Source organism: Thermobacillus sp. ZCTH02-B1 (assembly GCF_002159085.1).
In the GTDB taxonomy this organism is placed as follows: domain Bacteria; phylum Bacillota; class Bacilli; order Paenibacillales; family Paenibacillaceae; genus Thermobacillus.
Genome location: NZ_LZRU01000030.1, coordinates 33254 through 50076, shown reverse-complemented (window position 1 = coordinate 50076; position 16823 = coordinate 33254). Strand labels below are relative to the sequence as shown.

Here is a 16823-nt window from a genome sequence, read left to right as displayed (position 1 = left end):
GCGTGACCGATTTCCTTGTGTTCGGATGTGGAATCCGGTATGCTAAAGGTTGGGTTTTTGTCGCGGGGACTTGCAGCAGGTCGGCGGCAGGAAGCCGCTCACCAGATGTCCATTCGGGAGGAAACAGGAAATGTCGAAAGCCGTAACCTTCGATTATTCGAAAGCGCTGCCGTTCATCGGACAACATGAGATCGACTATCTCGCGGGACCCGTCCGGCTGGCGCACGAACAGCTCCACAACGGGACCGGCGCGGGAAGCGATTTTCTGGGCTGGATCAACCTGCCGGCCGAATACGACCGGGAGGAATTCGCGCGGATCAAGGCGGCCGCGGCGCGCATCCGGGAAACGTCCGACGCGCTCGTCGTGATCGGCATCGGCGGTTCGTATCTCGGCGCGCGGGCCGCGATCGAGATGCTGTCGCACTCGTTCTACAATCTGCTGCCCGCCGGGAAGCGCCAGGGTCCGCTCGTGCTGTTCGCGGGCAACAACATCAGCTCGACCTACGTCGCCCACCTGCTGGAGCTGCTTGAAGGCAAGGACTGGTCGATCAACGTCATCTCGAAAAGCGGCACGACGACCGAGCCGGCCATCGCGTTCCGCATTTTCCGCGAGAAGCTGGAGCAGAAGTACGGCAAGGAAGAGGCGCGGAAGCGCATCTACGCGACGACCGACCGGTCGAAGGGCGCGCTCCGGAAACTGGCGGAGGCGGAAGGCTACGAGACGTTCGTCATTCCGGACGACGTCGGCGGCCGCTACTCCGTGCTGACCGCGGTCGGCCTCCTGCCGATCGCCGTTGCGGGCATCGACATCGACGCGATGATGCAGGGCGCCGCGGACGCGATGCGCGAATACGCGAACCCGAACCTGGCCGAGAACGGCGCGTACCAATACGCGGCCGTTCGCAACATCCTGTACCGCAAGGGCAAGACGACGGAGATTCTCGTCAATTACGAGCCGAACCTGCACTATTTCGCCGAATGGTGGAAGCAGCTGTTCGGCGAGAGCGAGGGCAAGGACCACAAGGGCATTTACCCGGCGTCGGTCGATTTCTCGACGGATCTGCACTCGATGGGCCAGTTCATCCAGGAGGGCACGCGCAACCTGTTCGAGACGGTCATCCAGGTGGCGGAGGTGCCCGAGCATATCACGATCCACGAGGATCCGGAGAATCTGGACGGCCTGAACTTCCTTGCCGGCAAGACGATGGACTTCGTGAACAAAAAGGCGTTCGAGGGAACGCTGCTCGCCCACACCGACGGCGGCGTGCCCAACCTGGTCGTGACGATCCGCGACATGACGCCGTACACGTTCGGGTATCTGGTCTACTTCTTCGAGAAAGCGTGCGGCGTCAGCGGTTATCTGCTCGGCGTCAATCCGTTTGACCAGCCGGGCGTCGAGGCCTACAAGAAGAACATGTTCGCGCTGCTGGGCAAGCCGGGCTACGAGAAGGAGAAGGCGGCCCTCGAAGCGCGGCTGTAAGCGGGGATCGCAAGGTGCTGACGCGTTACCGGACGCTCCGTCGCGAGGGCGCGCGCGAGATCGTCATCAAGAAATCCAGGTTCATCGGATACGGCAAACCGGTAACGACCGAGGACGAGGCGATCGCCTTCATCGAATCGATCCGCAAGAAACATTGGGACGCGACGCACAACTGCTACGCCTACGTGATCGGCGACCGGGACGAGATCCAGAAGTCGTCCGACGACGGCGAGCCGAGCGGCACGGCCGGCCGGCCGATCCTCGAGGTCATCAAGGCGCAGCAGCTGAAGTACACGGCCATCGTCGTCACGCGCTATTTCGGCGGCATCCTGCTCGGCGCCGGCGGACTGATCCGCGCCTACACCGAGGGCGCCGTGCAGGCGATCGAGGCGTCGGAGCCGATCGAGCGGGTGCTGCGGCGCAAGGTCTCGGTCGAAGCCGACTACACCTGGTACGGCAAGATCGAGAACGAGCTGCGCAACCGCGGCTGGCCCGTCGGCGACACGGTGTTCACGGACCGCGTCACGATCGTCTGCCTGCCCGAGGTCGGCGAGGCGGACCGGTTCATCGCGTGGATGACCGACCTGACGCAGGGGCGCGCGACGATCACGGCCGGCGAAGCCGAATATTACGATTTCTGATCGCTGGCACGAAGATGGCGGGCGGCCTGAAGCAAGGCCGCCCGAGGCATGTTTCCCCCCGTCCCCGCATAGTGTTCTTAGGGAGATTCCCAAGGGGACGGGGAGGGATGCGGGATGGCGGTCAGGCGGTTCGCGGCGGTTACCGGGCTGGTCTTTCTGCTGCTCGGCGTGTACGGTTACATCGATCCGAACGGGTTCGGCCTGTTCCATCTGGGCGGGGCGCACAACGTCATTCACCTGATCGTCGGGCTGCTCGGACTCGCGGCCGCGTTCGGCGAGGGGTATGCCTATCGCTATTCGCAGGTCGTCGGCGTCTTCTATCTGCTGCTGGCCGTGCTCGGCGTGTTCACCGGCGACCTGTTCGGCCTGATGCACGTCGGCCTCGCCGACAACGCGCTGCATTTCATCGTCGGCGCGATCGCGCTGTACTTCGGATTCGTATGGTCGGAGGCGGCGCAGGGAGCGCGGTCGTACCGCTGAACGGACAGGGGATGCGCACGGATGGAAGGACGGCAGGCCGCTGTCGAGGACGGTGAAGCGCAGCCATCACGCCGAACATGCGGTTCAGGGTGCGCGCCTCATAACGCCGGACGGGCGGAAGGATGCGCGCGAACGAAAAGGCTGTTTCCGCAAGCTCCCGGCGCGGGAGGCGCCGGAGGGCGGAAACAGCCTTTTTCCGTGCGTGGGCGGAATTCAGGCTTCGACGAGCAGCAGGATGATCGACGACAGGCCCAGGCAGAGGCTCACGAGGCTGAGCAGGACCAGCGCCTGCCGGTTGTTGTAGCCGGCCCGGAGCAGCCGGTAGTGCACCTGGCTCGCGTCCGCCTGATAGATCGGCTTGCCTTGCATCAGGCGCTTGAACACGACGAACAGATTGTCGAAGATCGGCACGCCCAGCGCGAGAATCGGGATGAACAGCGACAGCAGCGTCGCCTGCTTGAACACGCCGTCGAGCGCGATGACGGACAGGATGAAGCCGAGGAACGTCGCGCCGGCGTCTCCCATGAAGATTTTCGCCGGCGGCTTGTTGTATTTCAGGTAGGCGATCGCCGCGGCCAGCAGGATGATCGCCATCATCGCCGACGGTTCCTGCCCCTTCACGAGCGCGACGATGAACAGCGTGCCGGACGAGATGGCGGTCAGCGCGCCGGCCAGCCCGTCCATGCCGTCCGAGAAGTTGATGACCGTCGTGACGCCGAAGATCCACAGGATCGTCAGCACGAACTGCAGCCACTCGGGCAGCAGCACGTATTTCTCGATCAGCGGATTGTAGAAGCCGGTGAACTGAATGCCCGACAGGTACACGACGACGGCGGCGGCCATCTGGACGAGCGCCTTCGGCAGCGGCGGGAAATCGCGGCCGTGGGACTTGTACCAGTCGTCGACGGTGCCGATGACAAGCAGAAGCGCCCCGCCGGCGAGGATGGCCAGCGTCTCGTAGCCGTTCCAGCCGGACATGAGCAGCCAGGCGGCGGCGAAGCCGAGATAAATCGCGTAGCTTGCGGTGAGCGGAATCGGTTCGCGGTGCAGCTTCCGCTCCACCCCCTCCCGCGGCTTGTCCACGAAATCGAGACGGAACGCGAGGCGGGCGAGGGGCGGGATCAGAAAATAGACGATGGCGAACGATATCAGGAATGCGAGGATGTAGAGCACGACGCAGAATCATCTCCGTCCCAAATTAATCCCGACAGTATAGACGACTGTCGGGATGGAAAAGTTTCGCTATTTTTTTCCGTCAATATCCGATATGTTTCGCCAGTCGCTTCATTTCGAACCACTGGGAAGCGAGCAGCGCGTAGACGGCCGTATCCGCGTAGCGGTCATCCAGCCGCTTCGCCTGCCGCGCGATGCCTTCGAGCCCGAAGCCCAGGCGTTCCGCCACGGCCCGCCCCCGTATGTTGTCCACGGCCGCGCGGATCTCGAGGCGGTTCAGGCCGGCCTGCTCGAACGCCCAGCCGGCAAGTCGTTCGCAGGCGCGGGTCACGCGGCCGCGCCCGCAGGCCGCCGGCGCGAGCCAGAATCCGAGGCGGCCGCAGCGGTCCCGTGAATCCAGGCCGTTGAGCTCGATGACGCCCATCAGCCGGCCTTCGATGAACAGCCCGAGCCCGAGCGCCCGGTCCTCTTTCCAATCCGTGTCCAGGCGCCGGATGAACGCCAGCGCGTCCGCGGGCGACCGGACCTCCTTCGGCCAGGCGAACCATTGCGCCAGCCACTCCCTGTGGACGTCCACGAGCCGGAACAGTTCGTCCGCGCGCTCCGGCCCGATCGGCATCAGTTCCGTCCGCTCGTCGACCGTGAATTTGACCATGGGCGGCACCTCCGCGTGGGATTGTAATTGTAAGCGTTTTCCTTCAGACGGGTGAAAAAGGGCGGCCGTCTCCGCTTTGCTTCCATTATACTCGATGTCCGCGCCGCGGAGACATTGCCGCCCGGCAGGAAATTTCAGGATGACTGCGGGTTCAGGATGAAGGTGTCGATCACGTGCTTGACGCCGTCTTCGTTGTTCGTCTTCGTGACGAACCGGGCGATCTTCTTCAACGCCTCGACCGCATTGCCCATCGCGACGCCGAGGCCGGCCGCCTCGATCATCTCGCGGTCGTTCCAGGAGTCGCCGATCGCGATGGTCTCTTCCATCGCGCAGCCGACATGGCGGGCGAGCGCCGCGAGGGCGTGTCCCTTCGTCGCTTCGGGATGAAGGAACTCGAGGTAGTTCGGCTTCGATTTCGTGATATGGACGCGGCCCTTGTAGACGGGCCTGAGTTCCTCCGCGATCCGGTCGAGCCGGTCCGGGTCGTCGATGATGAGCATCTTGGTCTGCGGGCGCGCGATGAGCCGTTCGAAATCGGGCTCCACCCGGTAGGGGACGGCGCAGCGCTCCGCGTATTCGCGCACCTTGTCGTTGTCCTCGGCCGCATACAATTCATCTTCCGTGTAGAGTTGCAGGTGGAGGCGGTGCCGCCGGCAGTAGGCGAGAATCTCGCGCGCGGCGTCCGCCGGCACGTTCCGTTCGTACAGCACCCGGCCGTCGAACGGCGTCTTGACGAGCGCGCCCTGGTAGGTGATGATCGGCACGTTCAGCCCGATGCGCTCCGCGATCTGCCGGGCCGAAGCGAACATGCGGCCCGTCGCGAGCGTCACCGTGACGCCGCGCTTCACGGCTTCGGCGAGGGCTTCCTTCGTCGCGTCCGTGATGCGCCCGTCGTCGGTCAGCAGCGTGTCGTCGATGTCGATCGCGATCAGTCGGTACATGGTTTCCTCCGCTCCTTCTCCGGGCGCCGGCCGCGGTCCGGCGCCCGTGTCTGTCAGACCGATTGTAGCAGAGCGCCGGCAGGGGCGGCAACAAGCGTTGTTCTGTCCCTTCGCTTTGCCGCATATGCTGGATCATGTCCATTCGGTGATCGCTTGAACCCTCGTCCGGAATGCGGTATCGTGAAGTATGCGACTGGAGTGAACGGAGCGATGCGGATCATGGGTACGGATTCGGGATGGAAGCGGCGGGGAGCGGCCCTGCTGGCGATGTCCGCGATGTTGCTGTTGGTCGGCGGGTCCGGTTTTCTGCTCGGGAAATGGTGGATGACGATGCGGTATCCGATGCTGAAGGATCCCGCCTTTGCCAATCTCGACTATACATACCGGAAAATCATGAGCGACTATCTGTACGGCGCCGATTCGACCGAATTGATCCACGGGGCGGCCAAGGGGATGACGGCGGCGCTCGGCGACCCCTATTCGGCCTATTACGCCGGCGAAGAGGGCAGGGAATATGTGCAGCGGTACGACGACCACATCGTCGGGATCGGCGTCGAGATCCACGTGGAGGACGGCGAATTCGTCGTCACGTCGGCCTACAAGGGGGCGCCGGCGGAGCAGGCCGGCATCCGCAAGGGGGACGTGATCGTCGCCGTCGACGGCGTGTCGATGAGAGGCAAGTCGATGCAGGAACTCGTGAGCCGGACGCGCGGTGAAGAGGGGACGAAGGTGACGATCACGATCCGCCGCGACGGGCTGACGGAACCGTTCGACGTGACGCTGGAGCGGGCGAAGATTCCGGTTACGACGGTCCACGCGGAGATGCTCGAGGGCGGCATCGGAAAGGTGCAGATCACGCGCTTTGCGGAAGGGACGGGCAAGGAATTCGGGAAGGCGGTCGACGAGCTGCTGGAACAGGGAATGGAAGGCCTCCTGCTCGATCTGCGCGCCAATCCGGGCGGGCTGCTCAGCTCGACGCTCGAGGTGGCCAGCCGGCTCATTCCGAAGGACCGGGTCATCCTCGAGGTGGTGTACAAGGACGACCGGAAGCGGCTGACCTACACCTCGACGCAGCGCGTGCCCTGGGACAAACCGATCACCGTGCTCATCGACGAGAGTTCGGCGAGCTCGGCCGAGGTGCTGGCCGCCGCGCTGCGCGAATCGGCGGGAGCGAAGCTCGTCGGCATGAAGACGTTCGGCAAGGGCGTCGTGCAGACGTTCCGTCCGCTGAAGGACGGCTCGGTGCTGAAGCTGACGGAATCGGAGTGGTTGACGCCGAACGGCGGGAAGATCCACAATACCGGCATCCGGCCGGATGTCGAGGTCGCCTTGCCGGACTACGCCTCGTTGCCGGCGCTGCCGACGGATGAAGTGCTGAAGGTGGGCTCGCTCGGGCAGAACGTGCGGACGGCGGAGCTGATGCTCGAGGCGATCGGCTATGATCCGGGAGAGCCCGAGGGCATCTACGACGAGCAGACGGCCGCGGCGGTCGAGCAATTCCAGCGCGACGAGCGGCTGACGCCGACGGGCACGATCAGCGGCCGGACCGCGTACAAGCTGATGGAACGGCTGCGGACGAAGCTTGTGGAGGAGGATCCCCAGCTCCGGGAAGCGGTGCGGACGCTGCGCGGGATGATCCGGACGGCCGGCGGCACGGCGGAGCGGAGGTCCGATGGAGCGGGGTGACGGGCGGCCGCACCGGCCCCGCCGGTGCTTCGGGGATCCGGCGAAACGGACGCCCATCCGCAAACATAAGCGAAGATTGTTCTCTTCTTTCGGCAGGATGGCGAATACGCCGAAATAGAGGAACATTCTTCGCTTGTTTCGTATTTCGCCGGGGGATGCGGAAGCGCCTCCGCCCTCACCGGGCCGTCCTGCGGCGAACCCGCGCGACATCCGCCGCTCCGGAATGCGCGGACGGCCCCGAATGACGCTACTGCGCCGTCAATATTTCGGGGCCGTCCGCCGTGATCGCGACGACGTGCTCGTACTGGGCGGCCAGCTTGCCGTCCAGCGTACGGGCGGTCCATCCGTCCTCGTCGATCGTCATGAAATAGGTGCCCTCCGTAAGCATCGGCTCGATCGTGAACACCATGCCTTCCTTCAGCCGGAGTCCCTTGCCCGGCTTGCCCACGTGCATGTAGCCCGGCTCTTCGTGCAGTTTCCGCCCGATGCCGTGGGCGAGCAGATCACGCACGACGCCGAAGCCGTTGCGCTCGGCGTGCGTCTGGATCGCGTGCGCGATGTCGCCCAGCCGGTTGCCGACCTTTGCCTGCGCGATGCCGAGCTCCAGGCATTCGCGCGTCACCCGCATGAGCTTCTCGGCCACGGGCGAGACGCGGCCGACGGCGTAGGTCCACGCCGAGTCGCCGAGCCAGCCGTCCAGCTCCGCGACCGTGTCGATCGTGACGATATCCCCTTCCTTCAGCGGTTCATCGCTCGGAAAACCGTGCGCGATCACATCGTTGACCGACGCGCAGATGGCGTAGGGATATCCCCTGTAGCCGATTTGGTACGGCCGGGCGCCGTATTCGGCCATGACGCGCTCGACGAGCCGGTTGATCTCCATCGTCGTCACGCCCGGGCGGATCATGCGCGCGATCCGGCGGTGGCATTCCGCCACGACCTGTCCCGCCCGGCGCATCGCTTCAATGTCGCGTCTGCTTTTCAGTTCGATCATCCATCGTCGTCCTTTCCAGCGGCTCTACTGGTTCACTATATCAACCATCACCGCCGACGGTGAAAAGCCCGAAACATTCAAACCGCGGCCGGACTGTGTGTTCGTCCTTCATGCCATACATTCGGCCGGCTCTTCGAGTCGCCGGAGCAGTCGCCGAACCAATTCCCAAAGGACGATCTGCAAGAAGTTATCATTCAGGTATCGATCTTGCATTCTTGTTATGTCGGTTCCACCCCCCTGTCGGTACAATGAATTAAAAAGGATCTGCAGCGCGCGGACGGTTTCCGCATCATGCGGTGACGAAAAACCACGAACAGGGGGATGTCGCTCATGGCCATCTGGGGATCGTACCGAGTCAGGCCGAAGCTTTCCGGGGCCCGGGTCAGGCGGGAAGATGCCGCCGGAACGGTCAGCGAAATCTGGAACCGGCATGTGGTGGTGTTCGACGGCGGCGGGCTGCCCCTTCCCGAGGATGTCGCCTTGCTGGCCGCCATGGGCTACCGCGCCTTCCAGTTCGAGCTGCTGTGGCCCGCCGTCCTGCATGCCGACGGGTCGCCGAACGAGGAAGGGATCCGGCGCTGCCGGGGCCTGGTCGGGACGATACGCCAATACGGCATGACGCCGATCATCTCCGCTTGCCGTTGGCAGCGACCGCTCTGGATGCGCATCGGCGGCAGATGGGTGAACGTGAAATCGAACGAGCGATACCGGCTTTTCATGAATATTCTGCACAGCCGTCTCGGCAGCGACGCGATCATCCGGAACCGGCCGCACGAACCGTGGGATGCGGCCGCGCGGGAGCTCAAGTGGTTCCGCGCCTTCAGCCGCGATCCCGCCGGCGCGATGGCCAGCCGTTACCGGATCGGAACCGAGGGCGAAAGCCTCGCCTGATCGCCTGTCCGCACAACACACGAAACCGGCTCCGCACGGGATGCGGGGCCGGTTTTTTGCACGGGCCGGGTTACCGGCCGGGCAGCCATTGCCCGAGCAAGCCGTCCAGTTCGCCGATCGGCACCGCGAACCCGGCCTGCACGGGTTCGCCCCGATGCATGACTTCGCCCGCGGCGTAGATGACGGCGACGGCGCGGCCCCGTCCGTTCACGACCGGGCTGCCGCTGTTGCCCCGGCGCACCGGCGCGTCGACGATCATGACCGGCGCGCTTCGGCCCTGAACCCGCGCGGTGCCCAGAATGCTGCCCGACGCGGCGATCCGCTCGAGGTAGAGCGGGTTGCCGACCACGTAGACGGTCTCGCCCGGCTCCCAGTTCCGTTCGATCTCGATGAACGGCAGCCGCTCCTCTCCGATGTCGGCCTTCAGGAGGGCGATGTCCAGCGCCGGATCGGCTTCTGCGACCTCGGCGGGGAACCGCCCCGCCCCGGGAAACTCGACGAGGAGCCAGGCGGCGTCTTCGACGACATGATGGTTGGTCAGAATATACCCGCCCGAGACATGGAATCCCGATCCCCGGCTCCGGTTCGTGCTGATCAGGACGACCGCGTCCAACGCCCTCCGGATCTCCTCCTGCTCGGCGAGCTGCCGCGACCGGAAGAGAAGCGGCAGCGTATCGAGGTTGTAGATCCGGGGCAGCACCGCCAGGAGGTTGACGATCAGCGCCGCGATGAGGAGCGCCGCGACCGCGTTCCGGATCCGGCGGCGCCCCGGAGAGGACCCGCCGCCTGTGGCATCGCCGCCGCCGTCGGACCCGTCGCCGACATCGGCGCTGTCTGCAGCTTCGTCGCTGGCAACGGCGCCGTCTTCGGCAACGCCGCCGTCGTCCGCGCCGTCACCGGCTGCCGTGTCCGCCGCTTCCGCCGCGGCATCGCCGTACGGCTCCCGCGTTTCGGTTCCGCCCGCGTCCGGCCCCGTTTCTCCGGCGTCCGGCCCCGCGCCGGAAACGTCGTCTTCCGTTCCGCCGGTCTTCATGTTCCTGTCCTCCGGCACTCCGGTCACTCCCCGTTCATCCTTCCGCCCGGTCCCGGTATTCCTGCGGCGTAAGCCCCGAATACTCCTTGAACAGCTTGATGAAATAATGCGCGCTGGAATAGCCGAGCATCGTCGTGATCTCGTAAATCTTCAGCTTCGTGTTGCGCAGGAGGTGCGTCGCCTGCTCCATCCGCCGGCGGTAGATCGTGTCGCTGATGCTATGCCCCGTCTCCTGCTTGTACACCTTCGACAGATAGACGGGGTGCAGCGACACGTGATGCGCGATCGACTGCAGCGTCGCCGAGTCCAGGTGGCTGTCGATGTATTCGTGCACCTGCCGGACGAGCTGCCGGCGCGTGTCGCTCATCTCGGCTTCAAGCCGGTTCCGGATCCGGTTCACGAGCTGCGTGCCCCAGTCCTTGAGCTGCGCCGCGTCGAGCGGGGGCTGGCGGTCCGTCAGCTCGACGCCCGCCAGATCGGCCAGCATCTTGCCGTTCTTGTGCGCGATGTAGAAGCAGGCGGCCAGAAGCTGGCTGTGGATCTCGCGCAGATGCTCCGCGGTGTCGATGCGCTTGTGCGCAAGCTCCGCGAACACCGCATCCAGCTTCTCCAGCGCGTTCTCCCACCGGCCGGATTCGAACAGCTGCATGAAGGACGGCGGCTCGTACAATTTCGTCAGGCTCGCGACGTCCCCGGGGTCGTCTTCCCGGTCCATCGTCATGAAGAAGCCGTGTTCGCTGCCGATGTACCGGCGAAGGAGGCCGAGGGACGACTGGTAGAGCGCGGGGAGGTCGTCCGGAAACGCCCCCGTCCGGCTGATGACGACGGAGATGCGGCCGCGCAGATAGTGCTCGACGCTGCGTTGCAGATCCTCCGCGAGCCGCGTGATCCGCGCGTAGGATTCGCTTTCTGCGCCGTCCGAAGCTTCCGCCGCCGGCTTCACCGCGTACACGAGATGGCCGAGTTCGTCGCTGCAGTTCCACAGCGCGAAATCGCCGCCGTACAGCTCGCGGGCGATGTTGTCGATCGCGTATTCGAACAGGAACATGTCGTCGGCGGAGAACGAACGGGACCCTTCGAGCCGCATGACGAGCAGCGCGACGCGGCATCCCGCCTCGAACGGGAGCTGGAACTTCGCAAGCTGCGATGCGAGCCGGTCGCGGGATATTTTTTTGCCCTGGATGAGATCGCGGAGCAGATTGTTGCGCAGAAGCGGCAGATGCTCCTCGAACAGGCTCATCGCCCGCTCGTACGACGCGATCTCCTGCCACTCCCGGCGGATCGTCTGCATGACCTGTTCCAGCTTCCGCACGAACTCCTCGTCGCTGATCGGCTTCGTCAGATATTCCGAAACGCCGATCTCCAGCGCCTGCCGCGCATAGTCGAACTCCGCGTAGCCGGACAGCAGGATCACCTTCGTCTGCTTCCACCGCTTCCGGATCGCGGCCGCCAGTTCCAGGCCCGACATGCCGGGCATCGTGATGTCCGTCACGACGATGTCGATCGGCCGCCGGCCCAGGATGTCGAGCGCCTCCGCACCGGAGTAGGCTTTGAACACCGCCTCGATGCCGAGCGCGTCCCAGTCGATCGTCATCGCGAGATCGTCCACGGCGAACGGTTCGTCGTCCACGAGCAGAATCATCATGCGGGGGTCGCCTCCTGCGCGCGGGAATCGCACCTGAGCGTGACCGTCGTGCCCTCGCCCGGCTTCGAATCGATCTCGAGGACCGCGCCCGGCCCGAATTTCCGGACGAAGCGCTGCCTCACGTTCCAGACGCCGTAGCCCGCCTCTTCCGATTTCGCGCCCTTGAGCTCTCCGCGCAGCCGCATCAGCGTCTCGTCCGTCATGCCGACGCCGTCGTCCTCGACCGTGAGCACGAAGCCGTCCCCGAGCCTGCGCCCGGTGATCCGCAGCGTCCCCCGCCCGGTCTTCGGCTCGATGCCGTGCAGGACGGCGTTCTCGACGAGCGGCTGGAGGAGCAGCCGGGGAATCTCGAGGTCCATCAGCTCCTCGTCGACGTCCGCGATGTAATCGATGCGCGGCTTCCGCAGGTTCAGGATCGACACGTAGTTGCGGATCAGATCCAGTTCGCTCCGGAGCGGGACCATGTCCTTGTCCGTCCGGGCCATGTAGCGGTAATATTCGCCGAGGCTGAGCGCCATCGCCTCGACCGACTCGGTGTCGCCGACGCGCGCCTTGCTCTTGATGAAGAACAGGCAGTTGTACAGGAAATGCGGATTGATCTGCGACTGGAGCTGCTTGAACTCCGCTTCCTTCGCGCGAATCTGCTCGGTCAGCACCTTGTCGATCAGGTCGCCGACCTGCTTCGCCATGTCGTTGAACCCTTCGGTCAGCAACCGGAATTCCCGCGCGGGCACGATGCCGATGCGCACGCCGTAGTCGCCTTCCTTGAAGCGGGCCAGGCCGTTCACCAGCTTCCGGATCGGGAGCTGCACGTTCCGGTACAGCTCGAACGCGAACAGCACGCCGAGGAGCAGCAGCGCGGCCGTCGCGCCCGCAAACAGCGTCGTGCTTTTGCGGATCGGCTGCAGGATGCGCTCGAGCGGGGTGTACTCGATCAGCATCCAATCGTCAAGCGCGGTCGGCATCGCGCTCACCAGATAGGACATGCCGTTCGCTTCCGTCACCATCGACAGCGTGCCGTCGATGGTCCGTGTCCCGAGTTGGCCGGCTATCCGGATCGCCGTCGTGCTCTCCGTATGGTCATCAAAGATGAAGCGGCCCGACGGATGGTACAGGTACGGCCGGCTCTTCCCCTCGTAAGAGGCGAGCAGCTTCCGGATGTTTTCGGCGGGGAAGGACAGCATGACGCTCACGTCGCCCGTCCGTCCCCGATCGGGCACGTACAGGATGAATTCGCTTGTCGGGTGGTCATAGATCCACCGGTCCGGCACGAGTTGGCTGAAATCGTATTCAGACTTGAGCGCGGAATGGGGGTCTGAGGACAGAAGGTCGCCCGTCGCCGGAAAGTACAGCGTGAGCGTGTTCGTCCACGCGCTTGCGGTGCTCTGCAGCTTGAGCTTCTCCGTGATCGTCATCTTCAGCCGGTTCCGGTCGACCAGATGCTCGATGGCCGGCAGGATCGCGTAGTCGCGCACGCTCGGGTCCTGCAACAGGTTGTAGGCGTTCAGCGTGAGCTGATCGATGTCGTTTTCCAGACGGTCGGCGAGGAATTTCAACTGGTTCAGGCGTGACGTCTCCAGCTCCCGCTGCATGGTGTCGATGGATGTCGCCACCGTATACCCGTAGAGCCCCGCGATGGCGAGCAGCAGCAGCGCCAGAAACGTCACCATTTTGGTGAACAGGCTCCACTTCCGCGTCACGTCCGGATGCCTCCCATGCGCGCTTGTCTCTCCCCTCTACGTCACAGTGTACACAAAAATGGAGGCGGCGTCGCGTATGTCGAGCATTTTTTGGCGCGATCGGCTAAAATGGAGACAAAGATTGACGGATTTCAGGGGGAGGGACGGGCGATTGTTCCGGATGCGGATCCTGCGGCCGGCATGGGTCTTGCTGCTGATGCTGGCGGCATCGGCCTGCTCCGCCGGCGGAGCCGGGCAAGCGGAGGATCGGGACGCGGCGGACACCGGCGGCGGGGAGCCGTACGTCATGACGACCGTCGGCGCCATTACGCCCGATATGACCTTCAAATACGGCGAGACGCTCGAGAACAACGTCCACCTCCGGTGGGCCGAGAACCGGCTCGGCATCCGGATCCGGTATCTCTGGACCGTGCCGTCCAGCATCTTCGAAACGAAGATGCGCCTCGAGCTCGCGACCAAGGGAGAAGTGCCGGACGTGATCGCGACGCGCAGCACAATCATCCAGGAGCTGATCGATTCCGGCCAGTTCCGGGAAGTCGGCTCGCTGTTCGACAGGTACGCCTCCGAGACATGGAAAAAGGCGATGGCCGAGCACGACGACGTCTGGGAAGCGTTCACGCGGGACGGCAGGCGGTACGCGATTCCGATCCTCGACTACGAGTACCATTCCGACCCGGTGCTGTGGATCCGGACGGACTGGCTCGACCGGCTCGGGATGGAGCCGCCGGCGACGCTGGACGAGCTGGAAGCGGTGATGCGCGCCTTCACCTTCGGCGATCCCGACGGCAACGGCCGCCACGATACGACGGCGCTGGCGGTGGCGCTCGGCTCCGGCGTCAGCACGCACATCGGCGATTCCACCTGGATCTTCGGCATGTTCGGCACCGTGCCCGCCCAGTGGAATGTCGGCGAGGACGGACGGCTCGTCTACGGATCGATCCATCCGGGCGCGAAGCAGGCGCTCGCCGTCATGCGCGAGTGGCTCCGGCAGGGCTTCATTTCCCACGAGGCGGAACTGATGGACGGCACGGCCGCGCAGGAAGCGTTCATCCAGGGCAAGGTCGGCATGATCGCGGGCCCGCACTGGATGGTCTACTGGCCGTTCGGCGACATGAAGGACGCCGAGTTCCGCGCGATTCCGCTGCCCGCCGGACCGGACGGGCATGTCGCGCGCCGCGGCTCGCTGCCGCGCAACGGCGCCATCCTGATCAGCAAGGGGATGGAGAAGCCCGAATATTTCTTCAAGTACCAGAACTTCCTGTTCGACACCTACGCGCTGCGCGAGGGCGAGCTGAAGTACGGCCTTGCGGAAAATTACGACTGGTCGTACGTCAACGGGCGGCCCTCGACGGACCCGAAGCTCGTGCCGGGCGGCTACGTGCGCGTCGCGAACTACACGCTCACGTACGACGGCGCCCGGATTCCGTCGCGCTGGCGGACGGAGGGCCAGCCGAACACGGTGGAGGTGCTGCTGTCGCAGCGGGAAGCTTCCTGGATCGACCAGTACCGGGGCGCGCCGACGCCGACGCAGCGCGAGAAGGGCGAGCTGCTGCGGAAGCTCGAGGAGGAGACGTTCCGGCAGATCATCTACGGACGGCTGCCGCTCGAGGCGTTCGACGATTTCGTGCAGCGCTGGATGGACAACGGCGGGAGGCAAATCACGGAGGAAGTGAACGCGTGGTGGGAGTCGCGGAAGGGCACGGCGTGACGCGGAATGCGGAAGGGGCGCGGGTCATCCTTTCCGCGGGTTATCCTTTCACGGATCACGGAGCCGGGAACCGGAGACGATGCGGTCCGGCCGGCGGGGAGGCGAACCATGGGACAGCACATCCGTGACATGCTGAGACAGATCGAATTGTTCAGAGATTTGACGGAAGACGGGTTGCATCAGCTCGCTTCGATCACCCTGCGCCGTTCGTTCGGCAGGAAGGAGACCGTCTTCACGGAGGGGACGGAGGTCGAAACGATCTGGTTCGTCGCGGGCGGCCTCGTCAAGACGTTCAAGACGGACGAATCCGGCCGCGAGCGGATCGTCTCCATCCTGCGGGAAGGCGACATGTTCCCGCATACCGTGCTGTTCGGCGACCAGCCGTATCCCGCTTCGGCCGAGACGATCGCGCCGTCCGTGCTGCTCGCGATGCCGAAGCGGGCGTTCGAATATTTCCTGGAGCGGCACCCCGGCCCGATGAGGCGGATCGTCCGCGCGATGAGCGACAAGATCGTCGAGCTCCAGAAGCGGTTGCAGGAAGCGGGCGCCTTTGACGCGCATGACCGCGGGCTGCGCTTCCTGGCCGATCTGGCGGAGCATTGCGGCGAGCGGCGCGGGGGCGCGATCCACATCCGGATGCATCTGACGCACCAGGACATCGCGAACGCGATCGGCACGTCCCGCGAGACGGTGAGCCGGATGCTCAACCGGCTGAAGCGGGAAGGCGTGCTCGAAGCGCGGCGGACCGGCATCGTGATCCTCGATCCGGAGGCGCTCCGGCGGCAGATCGGCGCGGACGGCGGAGCGGATGGCGCCGGATGAGCCGGACGATGAGCCCCCGGGCATGCGGCCGATTCACGGCCAGCCTCCGCGGCGCCAGGCCCCCGGCGTCATCCCCGTCAGTGCCTTGAACACCCGGTGGAAATGGGGCAGGCTGTCGAATCCGCATCGTTCGGCGACCTCCCCGACGCCGGCGTCCGTTTCCCTGAGCAAGTCCTTCGCTTTCATGATCCGCTTGATGTTCACGAAATCCGTCACGCTCATCCCCGTATACCGCTTGAACACGCGCGCGAAATGGGCGGCGGAGACTCCCGCCTGTCCGGCGAGCGCCGACAGGCTGCCCGCCTCCTCCGGCTTCTCGTCGATCGCGCGCAGCGCCTGCCGCAGCCAGACCGGGCCGACGCCGCTGCCGGGGGCGCCGTCGCGTTCCGGGAGCAGATGCCGGTTGAGCAGGAGCAGCAGCCGGCACAGCGCAAGCCGGACCGCTTCGCGGCATCCGGGGCGGGCGCCGGTCAGCTCCTCGTGCATCTCGTCGAGCAGCGCCTCGATCTGCGCGCGGAGCCCCTCCGGCGGCACCAGCCGGCATCTGCGGGCGCGGCGCGCCTGCTCGAAGCAGCCCAGCGGCGCGTACGTCCCGTCCGGGACGGCGGGCTCGACGAAGGCCGGCGCGAAGAAGACCGCCGTCGAGACGATCGGATCGGCGGCGTCGGGGAACGCGCGATGGATCGTATTGCCGGGTATGAGGAACAGATCGCCCGGCTTTTTTTCGTACAGCGTGTCATCGATGAAAAAGGTGCCGCGCCCGCCGTGGACGTAGACGATCTCGCACCGGTCGTGCAGATGGTCGGGCAGCTCGAACTGCGGGTATTTCGTCGCGCGGTACACCAGTTCGAAAGGAAAGGACGGATCGCCGAAGAACGGCTTCCGGAACGGCTTCATGCGCATCGCCTCCGTCGTCTGCTCCCAGAATATCAAAATCGGATACAAACATGCAATTTCAGACTATACCGTGACCT

At 65.0% G+C, this 16823-nt stretch carries 15 protein-coding genes; 7 read left to right on the top strand and 8 right to left on the bottom strand.

The features are described 5' to 3' along the window. Positions 1–130: 130 nt before the first annotated feature. From A9Z00_RS12105 to A9Z00_RS12095, 3 genes are all read left to right on the top strand, one after another. Positions 131–1480: a glucose-6-phosphate isomerase gene (locus tag A9Z00_RS12105; protein ID WP_296977694.1), complete on the top strand. Its 1350-nt coding sequence runs from the start codon at positions 131–133 to the stop codon at positions 1478–1480. A 14-nt stretch (positions 1481–1494) separates the two neighbouring features. Further along, complete coding sequence (locus A9Z00_RS12100) at positions 1495–2121, top strand: YigZ family protein (protein WP_296977691.1); 627 nt, start codon at positions 1495–1497, stop codon at positions 2119–2121. Between the two features lie 114 nt (positions 2122–2235). Then, a complete protein-coding gene (locus tag A9Z00_RS12095) occupies positions 2236–2601 on the top strand; it encodes a DUF4383 domain-containing protein (protein ID WP_296977688.1) in 366 nt (121 codons plus the stop codon). 213 nt (positions 2602–2814) lie between these two features. On the opposite strand, the gene A9Z00_RS12090 is transcribed toward A9Z00_RS12095, so the two are convergent. The 3 genes from A9Z00_RS12090 to A9Z00_RS12080 form a co-directional block, all read right to left on the bottom strand. Then, positions 2815–3774 (bottom strand): MraY family glycosyltransferase, encoded by a 960-nt coding sequence (locus A9Z00_RS12090; protein WP_296977685.1) that lies wholly within the window; start codon positions 3772–3774, stop codon positions 2815–2817. Between the two features lie 82 nt (positions 3775–3856). After that, positions 3857–4429 carry a GNAT family N-acetyltransferase gene (locus A9Z00_RS12085; RefSeq protein ID WP_296977683.1) on the bottom strand — a complete coding sequence of 191 codons (573 nt, stop codon included), beginning with the start codon at positions 4427–4429 and terminating at the stop codon, positions 3857–3859. A gap of 134 nt (positions 4430–4563) precedes the next feature. Then, complete coding sequence (locus A9Z00_RS12080) at positions 4564–5370, bottom strand: Cof-type HAD-IIB family hydrolase (protein WP_296977681.1); 807 nt, start codon at positions 5368–5370, stop codon at positions 4564–4566. Between the two features lie 219 nt (positions 5371–5589). Between A9Z00_RS12080 and A9Z00_RS12075 the strand changes: the two genes are divergently transcribed. Further along, positions 5590–7056 carry a S41 family peptidase gene (locus A9Z00_RS12075; protein WP_296977679.1) on the top strand — a complete coding sequence of 489 codons (1467 nt, stop codon included), beginning with the start codon at positions 5590–5592 and terminating at the stop codon, positions 7054–7056. Positions 7057–7303: 247 nt separating this feature from the next. On the opposite strand, the gene map is transcribed toward A9Z00_RS12075, so the two are convergent. Beyond that, entirely contained in the window at positions 7304–8050 is a 747-nt protein-coding gene (gene map / locus A9Z00_RS12070; RefSeq protein WP_296977676.1) for a type I methionyl aminopeptidase, read from the bottom strand. 330 nt (positions 8051–8380) lie between these two features. Here map and A9Z00_RS12065 point away from each other — a divergent pair, with 330 nt between their 5' ends. Next, the gene (locus A9Z00_RS12065; protein WP_296977674.1) at positions 8381–8941 is read left to right on the top strand and encodes a family 1 glycosylhydrolase; all 561 of its coding nucleotides are present in this window, start codon (positions 8381–8383) and stop codon (positions 8939–8941) included. A 70-nt stretch (positions 8942–9011) separates the two neighbouring features. Here A9Z00_RS12065 and A9Z00_RS12060 read toward each other — a convergent pair whose 3' ends face one another. The 3 genes from A9Z00_RS12060 to A9Z00_RS12050 are packed head-to-tail and all read right to left on the bottom strand — an operon-like array spanning position 9012 to position 13319. Further along, entirely contained in the window at positions 9012–9974 is a 963-nt protein-coding gene (locus tag A9Z00_RS12060; protein ID WP_296977672.1) for a S1C family serine protease, read from the bottom strand. Between the two features lie 34 nt (positions 9975–10008). Continuing rightward, positions 10009–11619 carry a response regulator gene (locus A9Z00_RS12055; protein WP_296977669.1) on the bottom strand — a complete coding sequence of 537 codons (1611 nt, stop codon included), beginning with the start codon at positions 11617–11619 and terminating at the stop codon, positions 10009–10011. Further along, positions 11616–13319: a sensor histidine kinase gene (locus A9Z00_RS12050; protein ID WP_296977666.1), complete on the bottom strand. Its 1704-nt coding sequence runs from the start codon at positions 13317–13319 to the stop codon at positions 11616–11618. The genes A9Z00_RS12055 and A9Z00_RS12050 overlap by 4 nt, the downstream gene beginning before the upstream one ends. Positions 13320–13479: 160 nt before the next feature. Between A9Z00_RS12050 and A9Z00_RS12045 the strand changes: the two genes are divergently transcribed. Together A9Z00_RS12045 and A9Z00_RS12040 are read left to right on the top strand one after the other, a co-directional pair. Next, entirely contained in the window at positions 13480–15027 is a 1548-nt protein-coding gene (locus tag A9Z00_RS12045; RefSeq protein WP_296978026.1) for an extracellular solute-binding protein, read from the top strand. Positions 15028–15135: 108 nt separating this feature from the next. After that, positions 15136–15849 carry a Crp/Fnr family transcriptional regulator gene (locus tag A9Z00_RS12040; RefSeq protein ID WP_296977664.1) on the top strand — a complete coding sequence of 238 codons (714 nt, stop codon included), beginning with the start codon at positions 15136–15138 and terminating at the stop codon, positions 15847–15849. Positions 15850–15882: 33 nt separating this feature from the next. Here A9Z00_RS12040 and A9Z00_RS12035 read toward each other — a convergent pair whose 3' ends face one another. Then, positions 15883–16746, bottom strand: coding sequence for an AraC family transcriptional regulator (locus tag A9Z00_RS12035; protein ID WP_296977661.1), 864 nt, complete (start codon positions 16744–16746; stop codon positions 15883–15885). Positions 16747–16823 lie beyond the last annotated feature (77 nt).